The 16032-nt window shown below is 71.1% G+C and carries 17 protein-coding genes; 12 read left to right on the plus strand and 5 right to left on the minus strand.

Annotation, left to right across the window (positions count from 1 at the left end; genetic code table 11):
- The first annotated feature begins 73 nt into the window (after positions 1-73).
- The 3 genes from AB0J64_RS24700 to AB0J64_RS24710 all read left to right on the plus strand — a co-directional run bounded on the left by AB0J64_RS24700 (position 74) and on the right by AB0J64_RS24710 (position 2840).
- Positions 74-1054, plus strand: coding sequence for a right-handed parallel beta-helix repeat-containing protein (locus AB0J64_RS24700; protein ID WP_364030962.1), 981 nt, complete (start codon positions 74-76; stop codon positions 1052-1054).
- Between the two features lie 83 nt (positions 1055-1137).
- Positions 1138-2127 carry an aldo/keto reductase gene (locus AB0J64_RS24705; RefSeq protein WP_364030965.1) on the plus strand — a complete coding sequence of 330 codons (990 nt, stop codon included), beginning with the start codon at positions 1138-1140 and terminating at the stop codon, positions 2125-2127.
- Positions 2128-2192: 65 nt separating this feature from the next.
- On the plus strand, positions 2193-2840 hold the full coding sequence (locus AB0J64_RS24710; RefSeq protein ID WP_364030968.1) for a DedA family protein: 648 nt from the start codon (positions 2193-2195) through the stop codon (positions 2838-2840).
- Here the strand turns inward: AB0J64_RS24710 and AB0J64_RS24715 are convergent.
- Together AB0J64_RS24715 and AB0J64_RS24720 are read right to left on the minus strand one after the other, a co-directional pair.
- On the minus strand, positions 2784-3524 hold the full coding sequence (locus tag AB0J64_RS24715) for a GntR family transcriptional regulator (RefSeq protein WP_364030971.1): 741 nt from the start codon (positions 3522-3524) through the stop codon (positions 2784-2786). The genes AB0J64_RS24710 and AB0J64_RS24715 overlap by 57 nt on opposite strands.
- Before the next feature lie 124 nt (positions 3525-3648).
- Positions 3649-4989, minus strand: coding sequence for an FAD-dependent oxidoreductase (locus tag AB0J64_RS24720; RefSeq protein WP_364030974.1), 1341 nt, complete (start codon positions 4987-4989; stop codon positions 3649-3651).
- A gap of 179 nt (positions 4990-5168) precedes the next feature.
- Here AB0J64_RS24720 and AB0J64_RS24725 point away from each other — a divergent pair, with 179 nt between their 5' ends.
- Positions 5169-6053 (plus strand): RNA polymerase sigma-70 factor, encoded by an 885-nt coding sequence (locus AB0J64_RS24725; protein ID WP_364031168.1) that lies wholly within the window; start codon positions 5169-5171, stop codon positions 6051-6053.
- A gap of 94 nt (positions 6054-6147) precedes the next feature.
- Positions 6148-6921: an inositol monophosphatase family protein gene (locus AB0J64_RS24730; RefSeq protein ID WP_364030977.1), complete on the plus strand. Its 774-nt coding sequence runs from the start codon at positions 6148-6150 to the stop codon at positions 6919-6921.
- A gap of 30 nt (positions 6922-6951) precedes the next feature.
- Here the strand turns inward: AB0J64_RS24730 and AB0J64_RS24735 are convergent, their stop codons facing one another.
- Complete coding sequence (locus AB0J64_RS24735; protein ID WP_364030980.1) at positions 6952-7653, minus strand: HAD family hydrolase; 702 nt, start codon at positions 7651-7653, stop codon at positions 6952-6954.
- 128 nt (positions 7654-7781) lie between these two features.
- On the minus strand, positions 7782-8408 hold the full coding sequence (locus AB0J64_RS24740) for a GntR family transcriptional regulator (protein ID WP_364030982.1): 627 nt from the start codon (positions 8406-8408) through the stop codon (positions 7782-7784).
- 95 nt (positions 8409-8503) lie between these two features.
- Between AB0J64_RS24740 and AB0J64_RS24745 the strand changes: the two genes are divergently transcribed.
- The 4 genes from AB0J64_RS24745 to AB0J64_RS24760 all read left to right on the plus strand — a co-directional run bounded on the left by AB0J64_RS24745 (position 8504) and on the right by AB0J64_RS24760 (position 12162).
- Positions 8504-9691, plus strand: a complete 1188-nt coding sequence (locus tag AB0J64_RS24745; RefSeq protein ID WP_364031171.1) for a CoA transferase — start codon at positions 8504-8506, stop codon at positions 9689-9691.
- Positions 9688-10521: a CoA ester lyase gene (locus AB0J64_RS24750; protein ID WP_364030985.1), complete on the plus strand. Its 834-nt coding sequence runs from the start codon at positions 9688-9690 to the stop codon at positions 10519-10521. The genes AB0J64_RS24745 and AB0J64_RS24750 overlap by 4 nt, the downstream gene beginning before the upstream one ends.
- A 61-nt stretch (positions 10522-10582) precedes the next feature.
- A complete protein-coding gene (locus tag AB0J64_RS24755) occupies positions 10583-11920 on the plus strand; it encodes a TRAP transporter large permease subunit (protein WP_364030988.1) in 1338 nt (445 codons plus the stop codon).
- A gap of 14 nt (positions 11921-11934) precedes the next feature.
- Positions 11935-12162, plus strand: a complete 228-nt coding sequence (locus AB0J64_RS24760; protein ID WP_364030991.1) for a hypothetical protein — start codon at positions 11935-11937, stop codon at positions 12160-12162.
- Here the strand turns inward: AB0J64_RS24760 and AB0J64_RS24765 are convergent.
- Positions 12159-12794, minus strand: coding sequence for a TetR/AcrR family transcriptional regulator (locus tag AB0J64_RS24765; protein WP_364030994.1), 636 nt, complete (start codon positions 12792-12794; stop codon positions 12159-12161). The genes AB0J64_RS24760 and AB0J64_RS24765 overlap by 4 nt on opposite strands.
- A gap of 116 nt (positions 12795-12910) precedes the next feature.
- On the opposite strand from AB0J64_RS24765, the gene AB0J64_RS24770 reads away from it, so the two are divergent.
- The 3 genes from AB0J64_RS24770 to AB0J64_RS24780 are packed head-to-tail and all read left to right on the plus strand — an operon-like array spanning position 12911 to position 15671.
- Positions 12911-13891, plus strand: coding sequence for a sugar ABC transporter substrate-binding protein (locus tag AB0J64_RS24770; RefSeq protein ID WP_364030997.1), 981 nt, complete (start codon positions 12911-12913; stop codon positions 13889-13891).
- Positions 13888-14919, plus strand: a complete 1032-nt coding sequence (locus AB0J64_RS24775) for an ABC transporter permease (protein ID WP_364031000.1) — start codon at positions 13888-13890, stop codon at positions 14917-14919. Before AB0J64_RS24770 ends, AB0J64_RS24775 begins: the two co-directional genes overlap by 4 nt.
- Complete coding sequence (locus tag AB0J64_RS24780) at positions 14916-15671, plus strand: ATP-binding cassette domain-containing protein (RefSeq protein ID WP_364031003.1); 756 nt, start codon at positions 14916-14918, stop codon at positions 15669-15671. The genes AB0J64_RS24775 and AB0J64_RS24780 overlap by 4 nt, the downstream gene beginning before the upstream one ends.
- Positions 15672-16032: the final 361 nt, after the last annotated feature.

The following is a 16032-nucleotide window of genomic DNA, read 5'->3' on the forward strand; positions in this document are numbered from 1 at the left end:
GCCGGGGAGCCCTGTTGCCAAGGGTTGCGGACGGGGCTTCGCGGGAACGTAACAGGACCGAAACCATCTAAGGGTGCTGGTGGGGGTGGGTGGTGACCCCGCCTATCAGATGAAAAGCCGCGTTTTCGAGCCCATTGAGATGGATGCGTTCTATGGTGTGCGACATCCCCGCTGTTCGCCTTCACCGGAGCCGATCATGCCGCTCGACTTACGACCCGCCGCCGCCATTGTGCTGATCATCGCCGCCGCCAATCCCGTCACCACCGCGAATGCGCAGGCAGCCCCGCCGAATACGAATCCACGGCAGGCCGGCTGCGCGATTTCGCCCAGCAGGTGCGGATATCCCGACGTGACGAACACCGGAGTTCCGGCCGGTACGAAATTGACGGTGGTGAAGGGCGATCTCTCCATCACCAAGGCGGGCGCGGTCGTCGACGGCAAGGACATCAGGGGCTGCGTCGAGGTCAAAGCGCCGAACGTGACCATCCGCCGCTCCAAGGTCACGTGCACCGGCTACTACGCCATCGGCAGCTTCATCGAGTCGTACCAGGGCGGCGGGCTGCTGCTCGAGGACGTCGAGGTGGACTGCCGCAACCGCAACACCACCGGCGTCGGCTCCTACGGGATGACCGCCAGGCGGCTGAACATCCACGGATGCGAGAACGGCTTCGACATCGACGACACCACCAGTGTCGTCGATTCCTACATCCACGACCTGTACGAAGGCGCCACCGGGCACGCCGACGGCATTCAGCTCGCCGGCGGCTCCAATATCCGGATCATGCACAACACGATTTACGCGCCGGGCGGCACCTCGGCGATCATCAGTCATCCCACGAACAATGCCAACGTCCTCGTCGAGAACAACCTGCTCGCCGGGGGCGCGTACACGCTGTATTGCCCGCGTGGCCACAGCCGCGACTACCGCGTCATCGGAAATCGGTTCGGGCGCAATTTCTCTCTCAAGAGCGGGGCTTATGGGGCGTGGACCGACTGCCGTAAGGCCGCGGTCGTGCGGGACAACTTCTGGGACAACACCCTGAAGCCGCTGTGACGGAGTGAATGCGGTCGATCGCAGAGAGTGGCGACGACTGACAGAAATTGAAATCTGTCAATCCAATGTGGCATGCTGTCCCCATGAGAACTTTGGGAACCGGCGGCCCGGTCGTCTCCGACCTCGGGCTGGGTTGCATGGGAATGTCGGACCTGTACGGCCCGGCCGACGCGTCCGAGTCCATCTCCACCATCCACGCCGCTCTCGACGCCGGCATCACGCTGCTCGACACCGGCGACTTCTACGGGATGGGCCACAACGAGCTGCTCATCCGCGAGGCGCTCAAGAGCCGCTCGCGCGACGACGTGACGATCAGCGTGAAGTTCGGCGCGCAGCGCGACTACGACGGCAACTGGCTCGGCCAGGACGGCCGGCCGGCGGCCGTCAAGACCTCGCTCGCCTACACCCTGCGCCGCCTCGACACCGACCACGTGGACGTCTACCGGATCGCCCGGGTGGACCCGGACGTGCCCATCGAGGAGACCGTCGGGGCCATCGCCGAGGAGGTCCGGAAGGGGCACGTCCGCCACATCGGGCTGTCCGAGGCCGGGGCCGAGACCATCCGGCGGGCCAACGCCGTCCACCCGATCGCCGACGTGCAGCTCGAATACTCCCTGCTGTCCAGGGGGATCGAGCGGGACATCCTGCCCGCCTGCCGCGAGCTCGGCATCGCGGTCACCGCGTACGGGGTGCTGTCCAGGGGGCTGCTCAGCGGGCACTGGTCCAAGGAGCGCGAGCTGGGCGAGGGTGACTTCCGCGCCGTCAGCCCGCGTTTCTCCGGCGACAACCTCGCGCACAACCTGGCACTGGTGGACGCGCTCCGCGCGGTGGCCGAGGCCAAGGAGATCACGGTCGCGCAGCTGGCCATCGCCTGGGTGCTGGCCCAGGGCGACGACATCGTCCCGCTCGTCGGGGCACGGCGGCGCGAGCGGCTGGCCGAGGCGCTCGGGGCCCTGAACATCGCGTTGACGGCGGAGGAGCTGGCGGCGATCGAGGCCGCCGTGCCCGCCGGGGCGGCCGCGGGCGAGCGCTACGGCGAGGCGCAGCTGGCCATGCTCGACAGTGAACGCTGACCATCCGGTGCGGAAGGTCTCAAAGGCGGTCCTTGTGGTGATGTGGCGGCGCTAGGGTTGCGCGCGTGCATATCGACGTGTGGTTGGAGGCGGTCCCGGCCGGATGGATCTACGCCATGGTCGCGCTCGTGATCGGCCTCGAGAGCCTCGGCATCCCGCTGCCGGGCGAGATCGTGCTGGTCAGCGCCGCGATCCTGGCCTCCAAGGGCGTGGTGCACCCGCTCTGGGTGGGCGTGTGCGCGAGCGCCGGGGCGATCGTGGGCGACTCGGCCGGGTACGCGATCGGGCGCAAGGGGGGCGCGCCGCTGTTCGCGCGGCTCGGGCGGCGCTTCCCCAAGCACTTCGGGCCGCGGCACGTGGCCAAGGCCGAGCAGTACTTCCAGCGGTTCGGCGTGTGGGCGGTCTTCGTCGGCCGGTTCATCGCGCTGCTGCGCATCCTGGCCGGACCGCTGGCGGGGGCGCTGCGCATGCCGTACTGGAAGTTCGCCGTCGCCAACGTGCTCGGCGGGATCGTGTGGGCGGGCGGCACCACCACGGTGATCTTCTATCTCGGGCTCGTCGCCGAGAAGTGGTTGAAGGGCTTCTCCTGGGTGGGGCTCGCGGTGGCCGTGGTGTTCGGGATCTGCACCACGCTCTACCTCAAGCGGCGGGCCGCGTCAGCGCTCGATGAGGGTGACCTCGAGGGAGTAGTGCGAGGCCCGGTAGACGTGTGAGCCGTGCTCGACGGCCCTGCCCTGGTCGTCGTACGTGGTGCGGACCATGGTGAGCAGCGGCGCGCCGCGGCGCTCCTCCAGGAGCCTGGCCTCGGCCTGGGTCGCGGCCCGCGCGCCGATGCGCTGGTTGGCCACCCGCATCCGCACGCCCGCGGCGCGCAGCAGCTCGTACAGGCCGCGGCCCTCCAGATCGGCGGCGCTCAGCTGGGCCAGGCCGAGCGGCAGCCAGTTGTGCAGCACCGCCAGCGGCTCCCCGGCCGCGAACCGCAGCCGCTCGAGGTAGAGGACCTCGCTGCCCGGCTCCACGCCCAGAATGGGGGCGATCTCCTCCGCGACCGGGCGCGGCTCCAGCGCCAGCACCTGCGTGGCCGGCTCCTGGCCCGCCCTGCGCAGGTCGTCGTAGAGGCTCGTCAGCTCGACCGAGCGCTTGACCTGCCCGTGCACGACCTGCGTGCCCACGCCGCGCTTGCGCACCAGCAGGCCCTTGTCCACGAGATACTGGATGGCCTGGCGGATCGTCGGCCGCGACAGGCCCAGCTTGTCGGCCAGCAGGATCTCGTTGTCCAGCCGGGAGCCGGGCGCCAGGTCCCCTCGCCGGATCGCCTCGCCGATCTGCTCGGCCACCTGGAAATAGAGCGGCACGGGGCTGGATCGATCCAGGTCGATGGCCAGGTTCGCGGTCATGCCGATCAGCTTAACCCAGGTCAGAATGTCCTGACAAATGATCCGAGCAGCGGATATCCCTCAAGGCGAGGACGCGCCCATGGCCCCCACTCCGGGATGCTCCCGGGGGTGGGGGCCGTGCGCCCTACCGAGGCCGGACGTTGTGGTTGCCGGCGAACAGGTTGCCGGGGTCGTACTGACGCTTGACCGCCGCGAGCCGCTCATAGGTCTGCGCCGGATAGACCGCGGCGACATCCTCGTCGGTGGCGGAGGCGAGGAAGTTGGCGTACGCGCCGTTGACGTGCGGCGCGAGTCTCTCCCAGATCGCCGCCAGGGCGGGGCGGGCGGCCTCGACGACCGGCTGCGGGCCCAGGGTGGTCGTCACGATCATCAGCTCCGCCCGGCGATGCGCGTAGGCGGTGGCGTCGTCGGGGACGCGGGACACCGCACCGCCGACGCTGCGGACGGCGATGAACGGCGACCCCTGCGACGCCCCGACCTCGGCCAGGACCCGAAGGGCGGCCGGCACCGACTCCTTGTCGACGAAGGCGCTCCGGGTGAGCAGCCGGATGCCGGGCGGCGGGACCGCCCCGTCCACGAGCGTGTCCGCATAGGGCGTCAGCGCGACGTCGTCGTCGACCACCGTGCCGAGCCGGCGGATCGGGTCGATCGCCGCGGCCGCGAGCTCCGGGTCGTCGCCGTCGAAGGCGACCTGGATCTCGACCGGCGCCTCGGGTCCGCCGGCGAAGGGGTTGGCGAAGCTCACGATGGAGGTGAGCTCTTCCGGGGCGGTGCGCAGGTGGTCCGCCCACCCCTGGAGCACGGTGGCCGCCTCCGAGGCCGGGAAGACGATCTTGCCGTAGAAGACGTCCGTCGTCGGATGGGCCGCGAACTCGAAGGCGATCACGATCCCGACATTGCCGCCGCCGCCGCGGATCGCCCAGAACAGCTCCGGGTTCTCCTCCGCGCTCGCCCGCACGACCTCTCCGCCGGCGGTGACCACGTCCGCGGCGACCACGTTGTCCAGGGCCAGGCCGTACTTCCTGACCTTCCAGCCGATGCCGCCGCTCAACGTCAGCCCACCGACACCCACGCTCTTGGTGTCGCCCGAGGAGATCGCCAGGCCGTGCGGGGCCAGGGCGGCCGCGACCTGACCCCAGGTGGCGCCGCCGCCGATCCGAACGAGATGGCGTTCCCTGTCGATGATCTCCACGTTCGCGAGCAGGCTGAGGTCGATCACGACGCCGCCGTCGTTGGTGCCGAAGCCCGCGAAGGCGTGGCCGCCGCCGCGCACGGACAGCGCAAGCCCTGCGTTCGCGGCGAATCTGACACTTGCCCGCACGTCCCCGGCGCTCTTGGGCCGCAGGACATAGGCCGGACTGCCCGAGGCCAGTACCGAGCGGCTGGCCGATTCGTAGTCCGCCGCGCCGGGCTCGATGATGTCGCCGCCGAAGTCGCGGCGAAGGGTTTCAAGCGTTGAACTCATGACCACAAGATGCCGACGGCCCGATGCTTGTGACAGAACGGCTCTGTGACGTGAGCCACATGCACGATGTGTCACAGAACGGCGGGATCCGGCGTCTGGTGGATGACACAGTCGAGAGTGAAGTGGAGCCGCCCATGGCCGGTACGTCGCAGACCACGCCCGAAGATCACGGCGGAGGCATGGAAGGCGAGGACCGCGTCGACTCCGCCACGGAGGCGTTCGTCGCCCACCGCAACCTGCTGTTCACCGTGGCCTACGAGATGCTGGGCTCGGCCGCCGACGCCGAGGACGTGCTGCAGGAGACGTGGCTGCGGTGGTCGGGCGTCGACCTCGACGCGGTGCGGGATCAGCGTGCGTACCTGGTCCGGATCGTCACCCGGCAGGCGCTGGGCCGGCTGCGTACGCTGGGCCGGCGCAAGGAGTCCTACGTCGGCCCCTGGCTGCCCGAGCCGCTGCTGACCGCGCCCGATGTGGCCGAGGACGTCGAGCTGGCCGACAGCGTCTCGATGGCGATGCTGCTGGTGATGGAGACGCTTCAGCCGACCGAGCGGGCGGTGTTCGTGCTGCGCGAGGTGTTCGACCTGGACTACGACGAGATCGCCGAATCCGTCGACAAGACCCCGGCCGCGGTACGCCAGATCGCCCACCGGGCGCGGGCACACGTCGCCGCGCGCCGGCCGCGCGGGGTCATCTCCCCGGCCGAGACCCGGGACGCGCTCACGGCGTTCCAGCGGGCGATCGAGACGGGCGACCTGCAGCGCCTGCTCGACGTCCTCGCGCCGGAAGTCGTCCTGCTGGCCGACGGCGGTGGGATCAAGCGGGCCGCGCTGGAGCCCGTCGTGGGAGCCGACCAGGTGGCCCAGGTGATGGGCAGGATCGCCACGGTGGCGTCGCTGCTGCCGGCACAGGTCAACGGCTACCCGGCGCTGATCGTCCGGATCGACGGCGAGATCGACGGCGTGCTGGCGATGCGCATCGAGGACGGCCTCATCACCGGGCTCTACGCCGTACGCAACCCCGAGAAGCTGTCGCACATGGAACGGGAGACCGCCCTGCACCGCTGAGCCCGGGACGGGTGGCGGCCGGTGCGTGGATGCGGAGTGGGCATAGTGGTTCCTGATGACTTCACGACCTGCTGGACCCCGTGCTGGAGAAGACATGGACGCGACACACCTGCTCGACATCGCCACCGAGGCGGCCAGAGCCGTCGGCCCGCGGCTGCGCAAGGCGTTCAGATCCCGGCCCGACGTGGCCACCAAGAGCGACTTCCACGACCCCGTGACCGAGCACGACCGGGCCGCGGAGGAGACCATCCGCGCGGTCATCACCGCCCGCCTGCCCGAGAGTGCGATCGTCGGGGAGGAGGGCGGCTCCACCGGCTCCGGCGACCTCGTCTGGTACGTCGACCCCATTGACGGCACCGCGAACTTCGCCACCGGGCTGCCGTTCTTCTGCGTGTCCATCGCCGCCGCCGTGCGCGGCGAGCTGGTGGCCGGCGTGGTGTACGACCCCGTACGCGAGGACGAGTTCAGCGCCACCACCGAGGGCGCCTGGTGCAACGGCACGCCGCTGCGCAGTGGGGGAGCCTCGAGCGACCGGGAGGCGATGCTCCTGACGAGCTACCCGACGCCCCGCGACGTGGAGGTGGACGCGGAGGAGGCGCTGCGGCGCTACGGGCGGTTCCTGGCGTCGTTCTCCGCCGTGCGCCGGCCGGGCAGCGCCGCGCTCACTCTCGCGCACGTGGCCGCCGGCTGGTCGGACGCCGCGTACGGCACCCGGGCCCATCCCTGGGACGTGGCGGCGGGCGCGCTGCTGGTGCGCCAGGCCGGCGGCGTGTACCTCGGCGATCCGCTGGTCCAGGGCGACTATCTGGCCCATGTGGGCGGGTTCGACCTGGACGGCTCGGTGCTGGCCGAGGTGGCGCCCGGATGAGGTGGCCTCTGGGGTGACGAGGCGCCGGGGTCAGCGGATGAGCGGGGCCAGCTCGGCCAGCGTGGTGATGCGCGGGAAGCCGGCGGGCGGGGGCTCGGCACCGAGCCGGTCGAGCCAGACCGACCGCATGCCGGTCGGCGCCGGCCCCGTCACGTCCTTGTCCACGTCGTCGCCCACCAGCAGCACCTCTTCAGGCGCCAGCCCGAGCGCCGCCGCCGCGCCCGTGTACGCGGCGGGCGACGGTTTGAAGTGTCCGCCCAGCACCTCGCCCGTCAGCACCGGCCCGACCAGCCCGGCCAGCCCGATCGCGCGGACCTTCGCCTCCTGCAACCGCTGCGTCCCGTTCGTCAGCACCCCGAGGGTGAGCCCGTCCAGCTCCGCCAGCGCCTGCGTCACGTCGTGGTGGGCCGTCCAGTTCTGCCGGTAGCGTTCGGAGAAGTCCGCGTAGGCCGCGTCCAGATCGGCGGGCGCCGGCACGGCCAGCTCCTGGCAGAGCGCGCGCAGGCGGAGCCGCCGCTGCTCCTGCAGCGAGCACGCGCCCGTGTGCCACATCGCCAGGTACGGCCCCTCCAGCCCGGCCCAGAGCACGGCCACCTCGTCCAGGCGCGGGTGGGCGGGCGAGTGCGCCGACACCCAGGCGACGATCGCGGCGTCGGCGGCGCCCCGGTGGTCGAGCAGCGTGTCGTCCAGGTCGAACAGCACGCCCTTGATGCCCGGCAGTGCCGCGGTCACCGCGGGCCTCCATCGGTGGGGACGGACGAGATCACGGCGGCCCTCCCACGGCGGCGGCCGTCGGCGAGGCTCCGGTGGGGAAGGGACATGCTGTTCATCTTAGGAGGAAACGGCCCCACGCCCGGGGGTCAGCGCTCCTTGCGGAAGTCCCCGGCCCGGCGCACGTGGTCGATCATGATGCGTTCGGCGGTCTCGGCGTCGCCGGACTCCAGGGCGGCCAGGATGCCCTCGTGCGCCTCGAGTTGCGCCTTGACCTGGGTGTCGTCCAGCCACAGCGACGCCTCGGCGGGCACGGGGAAGCTGTTGCGCACCGACCTGGCGTGCGCGCCCAGGAAGGCGGGGCCGCCGATGTCCACGATGCGCAGGTGGAAGCGCCTGCTCTGGTCCCCGAGCCGGTCGTGCCTGCCGTGCGCGGCGTCGTCGGCCATCGAGGCGTGCAGCTCGCGCAGCCCGGCCAGCTCCTCGGGAGTGATCTTCTCCGCCGCCAGGCGCGCCCCCAGACCCTCGACCACCGCGCGCAGGCCGTAGTACTCGGCCAGCGCCTCGTCGCCGAGGTCCACGACGGTCGCGCCGTGATGCGCCTCGTAGCTGATCAGGCGGTCGGTCTCCAGCCTGCGCAGCGCCTCGCGCACGGGCGTGACCGAGACGCCCAGCCGGCGGGCCACCTCCCCGGCCCGCAGCGCCGTGCCGCCCGGGATCCGCCCGGTACGGATCTCGTCGAGCAGCACGCTGTAGACGTAATCGGCCTTGCTCATGGGAGGCCGCGGCTCCGTGGACGACATGTCGACAAGTGTCTCGCAGATTGGTCAGCCGGTTGACCTATGACATATTTCTTATAAGTTACATGCCCATGACGAGCCTCGCCGACCTGCGGGTCATCGACGCGGCGACGCTGTTCGCCGGTCCCTCCGCCGCGATGATGCTGGGTGACTTCGGCGCCGACGTGATCAAAATCGAGCACCCCCGGCGCGGCGACCCCTCGCGCGGGCACGGCGCCTCCCTGAACGGGGTGGGGCTGTGGTGGAAGACGCTCTCGCGCAACAAGCGCACCGCGGCCGTGGACCTGTCACAGTCCGAAGGGCAGGAGATCCTGCGCCGCCTGGCCGAGCGGTCCGACGTGCTGATCGAGAACTTCCGCCCCGGCACCCTGGAGCGGTGGAACCTGGCCCCGGAAGACCTCCTCACGCTCAACCCGCGGTTGATCGTGGCGAGGATGACCGGGTTCGGGCAGTCCGGGCCGATGGCCAAGCAGCCGGGGTTCGGGACGCTGGCCGAGGCCATGAGCGGGTTCGCGGCCATGACCGGGGAGCCCGACGGGCCGCCCACGCTGCCGCCGCTGGCCCTGGCCGACGGCATCGCGGGCCTCGCCATGTCGTACGCGATCATGGTGGCCCTGCGCGCCCGTGAGCGGACCGGACGCGGGCAGGTCATCGACCTGGCGATCATCGAGCCCATCATGGGCCTGCTCGGGCCGCAGATGACCGCGTACAAGGCGCTCGGGGTCGTGCCGCGGCGGACCGGCAACCGGTCCAGCAGCAACGCGCCGCGCAACACGTACCGGACCCGCGACGGGCGGTGGCTGGCCATCTCCACCAGCGCCCAGCCCATCGCCGAGCGGGTGGTCACCCTGGTGGGACGGCCGGACCTGGTCGAGCAGCCGTGGTTCGCGAGCGGGCACGGGCGCGTGCAGCACGTGGACGAACTGGACGAGGCGGTCGCCTCCTGGATCGCCGAGCGGGACGCCGAGGAGGTCATCGCCCGTTTCGAGGAGGTGCAGGCCGCCGTCGCGCCCATCTACGACGTCAGCGACATCGCCGAGGACCCGCAGTACGCGGCGCTCGGGACGTTCCAGGAGGTGCCCGACGAGGAGCTCGGTTCGCTCACCATGCAGAACGTCTTCTTCCGCCTGTCGGACACGCCCGGCGAGATCCGCTGGCCGGGGCGGCGGCTCGGGCGCGACACCGACGAGGTGCTCGGCGAGCTCGACTACCCGGACGAGCGGATCGCCGCACTGCGCGAGGCCGGGGTGATCGCGTGAACACCCCCGTGACCTGGCTTTATGTGCCCGGTGACCGGCCCGAGCGGTTCGGCAAGGCCGTTGACTCGGGGGCGGACGTGGTCATCATCGACCTGGAGGACGCGGTCGCGCCCGCCCGCAAGGACGAGGCCCGCGCCAACGCCGTCGCCTACCTGCGCGCCCGCCCGGACGAACGCGTCGCCGTGCACGTGCGCGTCAACGACCTGGGCTCCGAGCGCGGGCGGGCCGACCTCGAGGCCGTCGGGCACCTCGCCGACGGCGTACGGCTGCCCAAGGTCGAGTCGGCCGCCGCGCTCGACGCGATCACCGGCGCCCCCGCGTACGCGCTGCTGGAGTCGGCGGCCGGGATCCTCGCGGCCCGGGAGATCGCGGCGCATCCCAAGGTGGCCGGCGTCGCGCTCGGTGAGCAGGACCTCGCCGCCGAGCTGGCCGTCACCGACGAGCGGGCCATGGACCACCTCAGGCTCCAGGTGGTACTCGCCGCCGCCGCGGCGGGACTGCCGCCGGTGCCCATGTCCGTCTTCCCGAACGTCAAGGACGAGGCCGGGCTCCTCGCCTCCTGCCTGGCGGGCCGCGCCCTCGGCCTGTTCGGCAGGACCGCGATCCACCCGCGCCAGATCCCCGTCATCAGGCGCGCGTTCCGTCCCTCCGAGGAGGAGGCGGCCAGGGCGGCCGAGATCGTCGAGGCGGCCGAACGGGCCGAGCGGTCGGGCGCCGGCGCGGTCGCCCTGCCCGACGGACGCTTCGTGGACGCCCCCATCGTCGCCAGGGCCCGCCACACGCTCGCCCTGGCCCACCGGCTGACCGACCCGCCCCCAAGCGGCCCGTAGCCTGCGGGAACGCGCACGCCGAACCACCCCACCCCCTTTCCCCATCGGAGGTCATTTCGCCATGGGAATCGCCGTATGGGCGCTCATCGCCTACATCGCGATCATCGTTGTCTGGAACGGCGTGCTGAAACGGAACATCGGTGAGGCGATGCTCATCGGCTTCGCCGGCGTGTGCCTCTTCGGCGGCACCGGCTTCTTCGACCTGGCCTGGACCGGGATCTCCGACGCGCTGGCGGAGGAGGTCGTCTTCGCCGCCCTGGCCTTCGTCTTCATGGGCTACCTGCTTACCAAGCTCGGCCTCATCCAGGAGCAGGTCACCGTGCTGAACTCCGTCTTCGGGCGGCTGCGCGGCGGCGCCGGGTACGTCTCCACCTCCGCCGCCGCCCTCCTCGGCGGCCCGGCCGGCTCCGGCTCGGGCATCGCCGCCTCCGTCGGGTCGGTCACCATCCCCTGGATGACCAGGTCGAACTGGCGTCCCGACCTGGCCGCCTCACTGGTGGCGGGCAACGCCGGGCTCGGCATCTCCATCCCGCCGAGCTCGTCGATGTTCCTGCTGCTCGGCTCGGCCGCCGTCGCCCCAGTGCTGACCGCCGACCAGCTCTTCGTGCCCGCCCTCGTCGGCGGCCTGTGGACGGTGGCGTACCGGTTCGTCGTGGTGTTCGTGTGGGTGCGGCGGCACCGCATCGCCGCCACCGACGCCTCCGACCTCGTCCCCCTGCACGCGGCCCTCCGGGCCGGGTGGACCTCGCTCCTGGTGTACGCGGGCATCCTGATCCCCGTGCTGATGACGCTCGACTTCGGCGTCAAGCTGATGGAGTCGCGCGTCGGCGAGGCGGCCGACGACGTCAGCATCGTCGTGTGGATCCCCGTGCTGACCGTGCTGGCCACCTTCGCCGTGGCGTGGAAGCGGCTGCCGCGCACCGGGCGCGCCTGGAGCGAGCTGCTCGGCGACATGGCCCCCAGGTACGCGGTCATCGGCGCGACGCTCTTCTTCGCCTTCGCGGCCGCCGCCAGCCTGGGCGAGCTGGGCCTCGTCGACCAGCTGACCGCCATCATGAAGGGCCTGGACGCCCCGGCCGCCGTCATCGCGACCCTGGTGGGCCTGCTGATCGTCGTCATCGCCGCGCCCCTGACCGGCAGCGCCACCATCGCCGCCGTCGGCGGGGTCGCCTTCAGCGCGCTGACCGCGGCCGGGATCGCCCCCGCCGCCGCGGCCACCGCCATCATGATCTTCGCCTCCACCGAGGGCGCGTCCCCGCCCGGGGCCGCCCCGATCTACATCGCCAGCGGCATCGCCCAGGTGGACCCGGCCAGGACGTTCGGGCGGCTGATCATCTGGTTCGTCATCCCGACCCTGGTCATCGGCGTGCTGGTGGCGACCGGCGCGCTGCCGATCTGAGAGGAGCTCACGCCATGAAGAGTCTCACCATGATCCTGTTCAAGATCGGTCTCGTGGTCTTCCTCGTCCTCGGCGTCGTCGTCGTGCTGGTCCAGGCGGCCGGACTGGTCGCCGGCAGCCCCGGTCTGGTCTCCGGCGTCGTGTCCGCGCTCGGCATGGCGATGACCGTGTCGGCCGGGGTGACCGGGCTGCTCGGCTTCGCGATGTCGTACCTGTTCCACTGGAAGGCCGGCGAGGACTAGGACGGGTACCAGCGGACCGACAACTCCTCGTCCACCGGAGCGGGCCCCGGCAGGTCCCGGTGGACCGGTGGGACCCGCAGCGAGTCCATCACCAGCGCCAGGTAACGGTGGCGCAGCTGGGAGGTGCGCTCCTCGCCGCCCAGCTTGATCGAGGCCATCTGCTCGAACAGCAGCGCGATGTCCGCCACCGTCACGTCCGGCCGCAGCACGCCGGCCGCCACGGCGCGGTGGTGGACCTCGGTGGCCAGCTCCGAGGCCCTGACCGCGTCGCGGCCCAGCTCCTCGGTCGGCGTGAAGGTGCCCGCCAGCTTGATCGTCAGTGAATTGGTGTCGGCATCGACGATGCCGCACATGTAGCCGGCGAACGCCTCCCAGGGGTCGCCGTCGTCGGCCAGAGCCCGCTCGGCGACCTCGATGTAGAGCTTGAGTCCGTCGCCGCACAGCTTCTGCAGCAGCGCCTCCTTGCTGGGGTAGCGGCGGTAGAGTGCGCTGATCCCGACGCCCGCCTTCTCGGCCACGGCGGCGATGGGCGCGCCGGGATCGGCGGTGAAGACCGCCCGCGCCGCCTGCAGGATCAATTCGTCGTTGCGGGCCGCCTGCGCCTTGCGGCCACTCATGGGTGCGCTCGTCATGCCCCCATACTATCGGAACGTATGGTTCCGTTCTACGGGCAATAGTCAGCATGTCTATACATAGAGATGATATTGGGGTACAACCGGGGCGAGCCCGTTGGTCTTGGAGGTGTCCTATGAGACGTACCCCGATCGTGCTGGCCCTGCTGGGCGCGCTCACCGTCGCCGGCTGCTCCTCCTCGGGAGGACAGGCGGCGCAGAGCGCCCCGGCGAGCTCCGCAGCCGCGGCGGCGCCCGCGAGCGCCACCTACGCCGTCATCACCCATGCCTCCCCGGGCGACTCCTTCTGGGACGTGGTCAAGAACGGCGCCGAGGCCGCGGGCAAGCAGTACGGCGTGAAGGTCACCTACCAGGGCGACGGCGACCCCGCCAAACAGTCGCAGCTCATCGACCAGGCCGTCTCCGAGAAGGTGGACGGCATCGTGGTCTCCATGGCCAACCCCGACGCGCTGAAGGAGGCCATCGGCAAGGCCGTCACCGCCAAGATCCCGGTCATCACCATCAACTCGGGCGCCGACTCCTCCAAGGCGTTCGGCGCCATCACCCACGTCGGCCAGTCGGAGGAGGTGGCCGGGCGCGGCGCGGGCGAGCAACTCAAGGCCGCCGGCGTCACCAAGCTGCTGTGCGTCATCCATGAGGCCGGCAACGTCGGCCTCGACCAGCGCTGCAAGGGCGCCGAGCAGACGCTGGGCGGCACGGTCGAGCGGCTGCAGGTGGACGTGAGCAACCTGGCCGACGTCACCTCCAAGGTCACCGCCAAGCTCCAGTCGGACAAGCAGGTCAACGGCGTGCTCGCGCTCAACCCGGCCGTCGCGGTCGCCGCCAGGGACGCCGTCAAGGACGCGGGCTCGCAGGCCAAGCTGGCCACGTTCGACCTGTCGGCCGACGTGGTGTCCGCGATCAAGGACGGGGAGATCCTGTTCGCCGTGGACCAGCAGCAGTACCTGCAGGGCTACCTGCCGATCACGTTCCTCAACCTGTACAAGAACAACCTCAACACCGTCGGCGGCGGGCTGCCCGTCAACACCGGCCCGGGCTTCGTGACCAAGGACAACGCCGACCAGGTGGCCAAGCTGGCCGAGGCGGGCACGCGATGACGATCGCGGCCGACGAGCGGGTCGCCGACGTCGGCCTGGCCCGCCGCCTGCTGATCAGGCCCGAGCTGGGCGCGGTGGTCGGCCTGGTCGTGGTGTTCGTGTTCTTCGCCTCCCAGTCGCCGGTGTTCCGGTCGCCGGCCGGCATCGCGAACTGGCTCGACCCGGCCGCCACGCTCGGCATCATGGCCGTGGCGGTCGCGCTGCTGATGATCGGCGGCGAGTTCGACCTGTCGGCGGGCGTGCTGACCGGCACGAGCGGGCTGATCCTCGTCACGCTGGCCACCCGCTTCGGGTTCGACGTGTGGACGGCCATGCTGGTCGGGCTGGTGGTGGCGCTGGGCATCGGGTTCGCCAACGGCCTGGTCGTCACCAGGACCAGGCTGCCCAGCTTCATCGTCACGCTGGGCACGTTCCTCATGCTCCAGGGAATCAACCTCGGCGTCACCAAGGCCATCACCGGGACGGTGCAGGTCAGCGGCCTGCGCCGGGCCGCCGGGTTCGAGGGCGCGAACGCGGTCTTCGCGGGGACCGTCGAGATCGGCGGGACCTCGTTCCGGGTGGCGATCCTGTGGTGGGTCCTGGCGACCGCCGCGGCCACCTGGGTGCTCATGCGCTCCAAGGCCGGCAACTGGATCTTCGCGGTGGGCGGCAACGAGCAGGCCGCCCGCGCGGTCGGCGTGCCCGCCGCCCGTACGAAGATCGCGCTCTTCATGACCACGGCGTTCGCCGCCTGGCTGGTCGGCTCGATCCTGGCGCTGCGCTACACGTCCGTCCAGGCCAACATCGGCATCGGGCAGGAGTTCATCTACATCATCGCCGCCGTCATCGGCGGCTGCCTGCTCACCGGCGGGTACGGCTCCGCCGTCGGGGCGGCCATCGGCGCGGTCATCTTCGGCATGGCCGACAAGGGCATCGTCTTCCTGGGCTGGAACGCCGACTGGTTCAAGTTCTTCCTGGGCGCGATGCTGCTGCTGGCGACGCTGGCCAACCGCCTGGTCAGGCGGTACGCCGAGGAGGTGAGGCATTGATCCTCGAGACCAGGGGCATCGGCAAGACGTTCGGCTCGGTGCTGGCGCTGCGCGACGTGTCGATGGGCGTGCGCGCCGGCGAGGTGACGTGCGTGCTCGGCGACAACGGCGCGGGCAAGTCCACGCTCATCAAGATCCTCGCCGGGGTGCACCAGCACGACGCGGGCACGTTCCTGGTGGACGGGCAGGAGGTGCGCTTCGCCAGCCCCCGCGACGCGCTCGACCGCGGCATCGCCACCGTCTACCAGGACCTGGCGATGATCCCGCTCATGTCGGTCTGGCGTAACTTCTTCCTCGGCTCCGAACCCCGGAAGGGCCTCGCCTTCGACGTGGCCCAGGCGCGCCGCGTGGCGCGCGAGGAGCTGCGGGCCATGGGCATCGACATCCGCGACGTGGACCAGCCGGTCGGCACGCTGTCCGGCGGCGAACGGCAGTCGGTGGCCATCGCCAGGGCCGTCCACTTCGGCGCCCGCGTCCTCATCCTCGACGAGCCCACCTCCGCGCTCGGCGTCAAGCAGGCCGGCGTCGTGCTGCGCTACATCGCCAGGGCCCGCGACCGCGGGCTCGGCGTCGTCTTCATCACCCACAACCCCCACCACGCCTACCCGGTGGGGGACCGGTTCCTGCTGCTCAACCGGGGCGCCAGCCTGGGCGAGTACGGCAGGGCCGACATCACCCCGCAGGAGCTGACCTCCCTCATGGCGGGCGGGGCGGAGCTGGAGGAGCTGGCGCACGAACTGCGGCGGGAGTGAACTTCTTGGCCAGAATTTGACGATTTCTGGCGGTGGGCTGGGGGCGCAAAAAGGCACAAATCCCTCTACGTGTATCTGCACTGGGGGGTCACCGTGCGGCAGATCGGGCCGAATCATGGCGCGGCCTTGATGTACGCGCCCGCGGCGGTGCCGCCGGGACCGTTATTACGCCATTGAGGCGAGCCGCAGGGCGGGCCGCACAGATCGTGCGGCCCGCCCGTGCGGCATGCCGCCACCCGCCTGGCCCTCCAGCTCGCCTGCCGCGTCCTCCTCCGCTGAGCCCGCAGACGACGGGCCCCGGGGGTTGCAGGATGCACTGGAGGGAGCCTCTCCCTGTGCGGGCCGCACATGCGGGAAGGTC

The organism is Nonomuraea sp. NPDC049695, from assembly GCF_040674955.1.
Classification (GTDB): domain Bacteria; phylum Actinomycetota; class Actinomycetes; order Streptosporangiales; family Streptosporangiaceae; genus Nonomuraea; species Nonomuraea helvata.

Bases quoted from the DNA above. Each gene is read 5' to 3' on its own strand.
- AB0J64_RS24705 (WP_364030965.1), top strand. From the start codon at position 1,138: ATGAGAACTTTGGGAACCGGCGGCCCGGTCGTCTCCGACCTCGGGCTG.
- AB0J64_RS24715 (WP_364030971.1), bottom strand. From the start codon at position 3,524: ATGACCGCGAACCTGGCCATCGACCTGGATCGATCCAGCCCCGTGCCG.
- AB0J64_RS24720 (WP_364030974.1), bottom strand. From the start codon at position 4,989: ATGAGTTCAACGCTTGAAACCCTTCGCCGCGACTTCGGCGGCGACATC.
- AB0J64_RS24725 (WP_364031168.1), top strand. From the start codon at position 5,169: ATGGAAGGCGAGGACCGCGTCGACTCCGCCACGGAGGCGTTCGTCGCC.
- AB0J64_RS24730 (WP_364030977.1), top strand. From the start codon at position 6,148: ATGGACGCGACACACCTGCTCGACATCGCCACCGAGGCGGCCAGAGCC.
- AB0J64_RS24740 (WP_364030982.1), bottom strand. From the start codon at position 8,408: ATGAGCAAGGCCGATTACGTCTACAGCGTGCTGCTCGACGAGATCCGT.
- AB0J64_RS24745 (WP_364031171.1), top strand. From the start codon at position 8,504: ATGACGAGCCTCGCCGACCTGCGGGTCATCGACGCGGCGACGCTGTTC.
- AB0J64_RS24755 (WP_364030988.1), top strand. From the start codon at position 10,583: ATGGGAATCGCCGTATGGGCGCTCATCGCCTACATCGCGATCATCGTT.
- AB0J64_RS24760 (WP_364030991.1), top strand. From the start codon at position 11,935: ATGAAGAGTCTCACCATGATCCTGTTCAAGATCGGTCTCGTGGTCTTC.
- AB0J64_RS24765 (WP_364030994.1), bottom strand. From the start codon at position 12,794: ATGACGAGCGCACCCATGAGTGGCCGCAAGGCGCAGGCGGCCCGCAAC.
- AB0J64_RS24770 (WP_364030997.1), top strand. From the start codon at position 12,911: ATGAGACGTACCCCGATCGTGCTGGCCCTGCTGGGCGCGCTCACCGTC.
- AB0J64_RS24775 (WP_364031000.1), top strand. From the start codon at position 13,888: ATGACGATCGCGGCCGACGAGCGGGTCGCCGACGTCGGCCTGGCCCGC.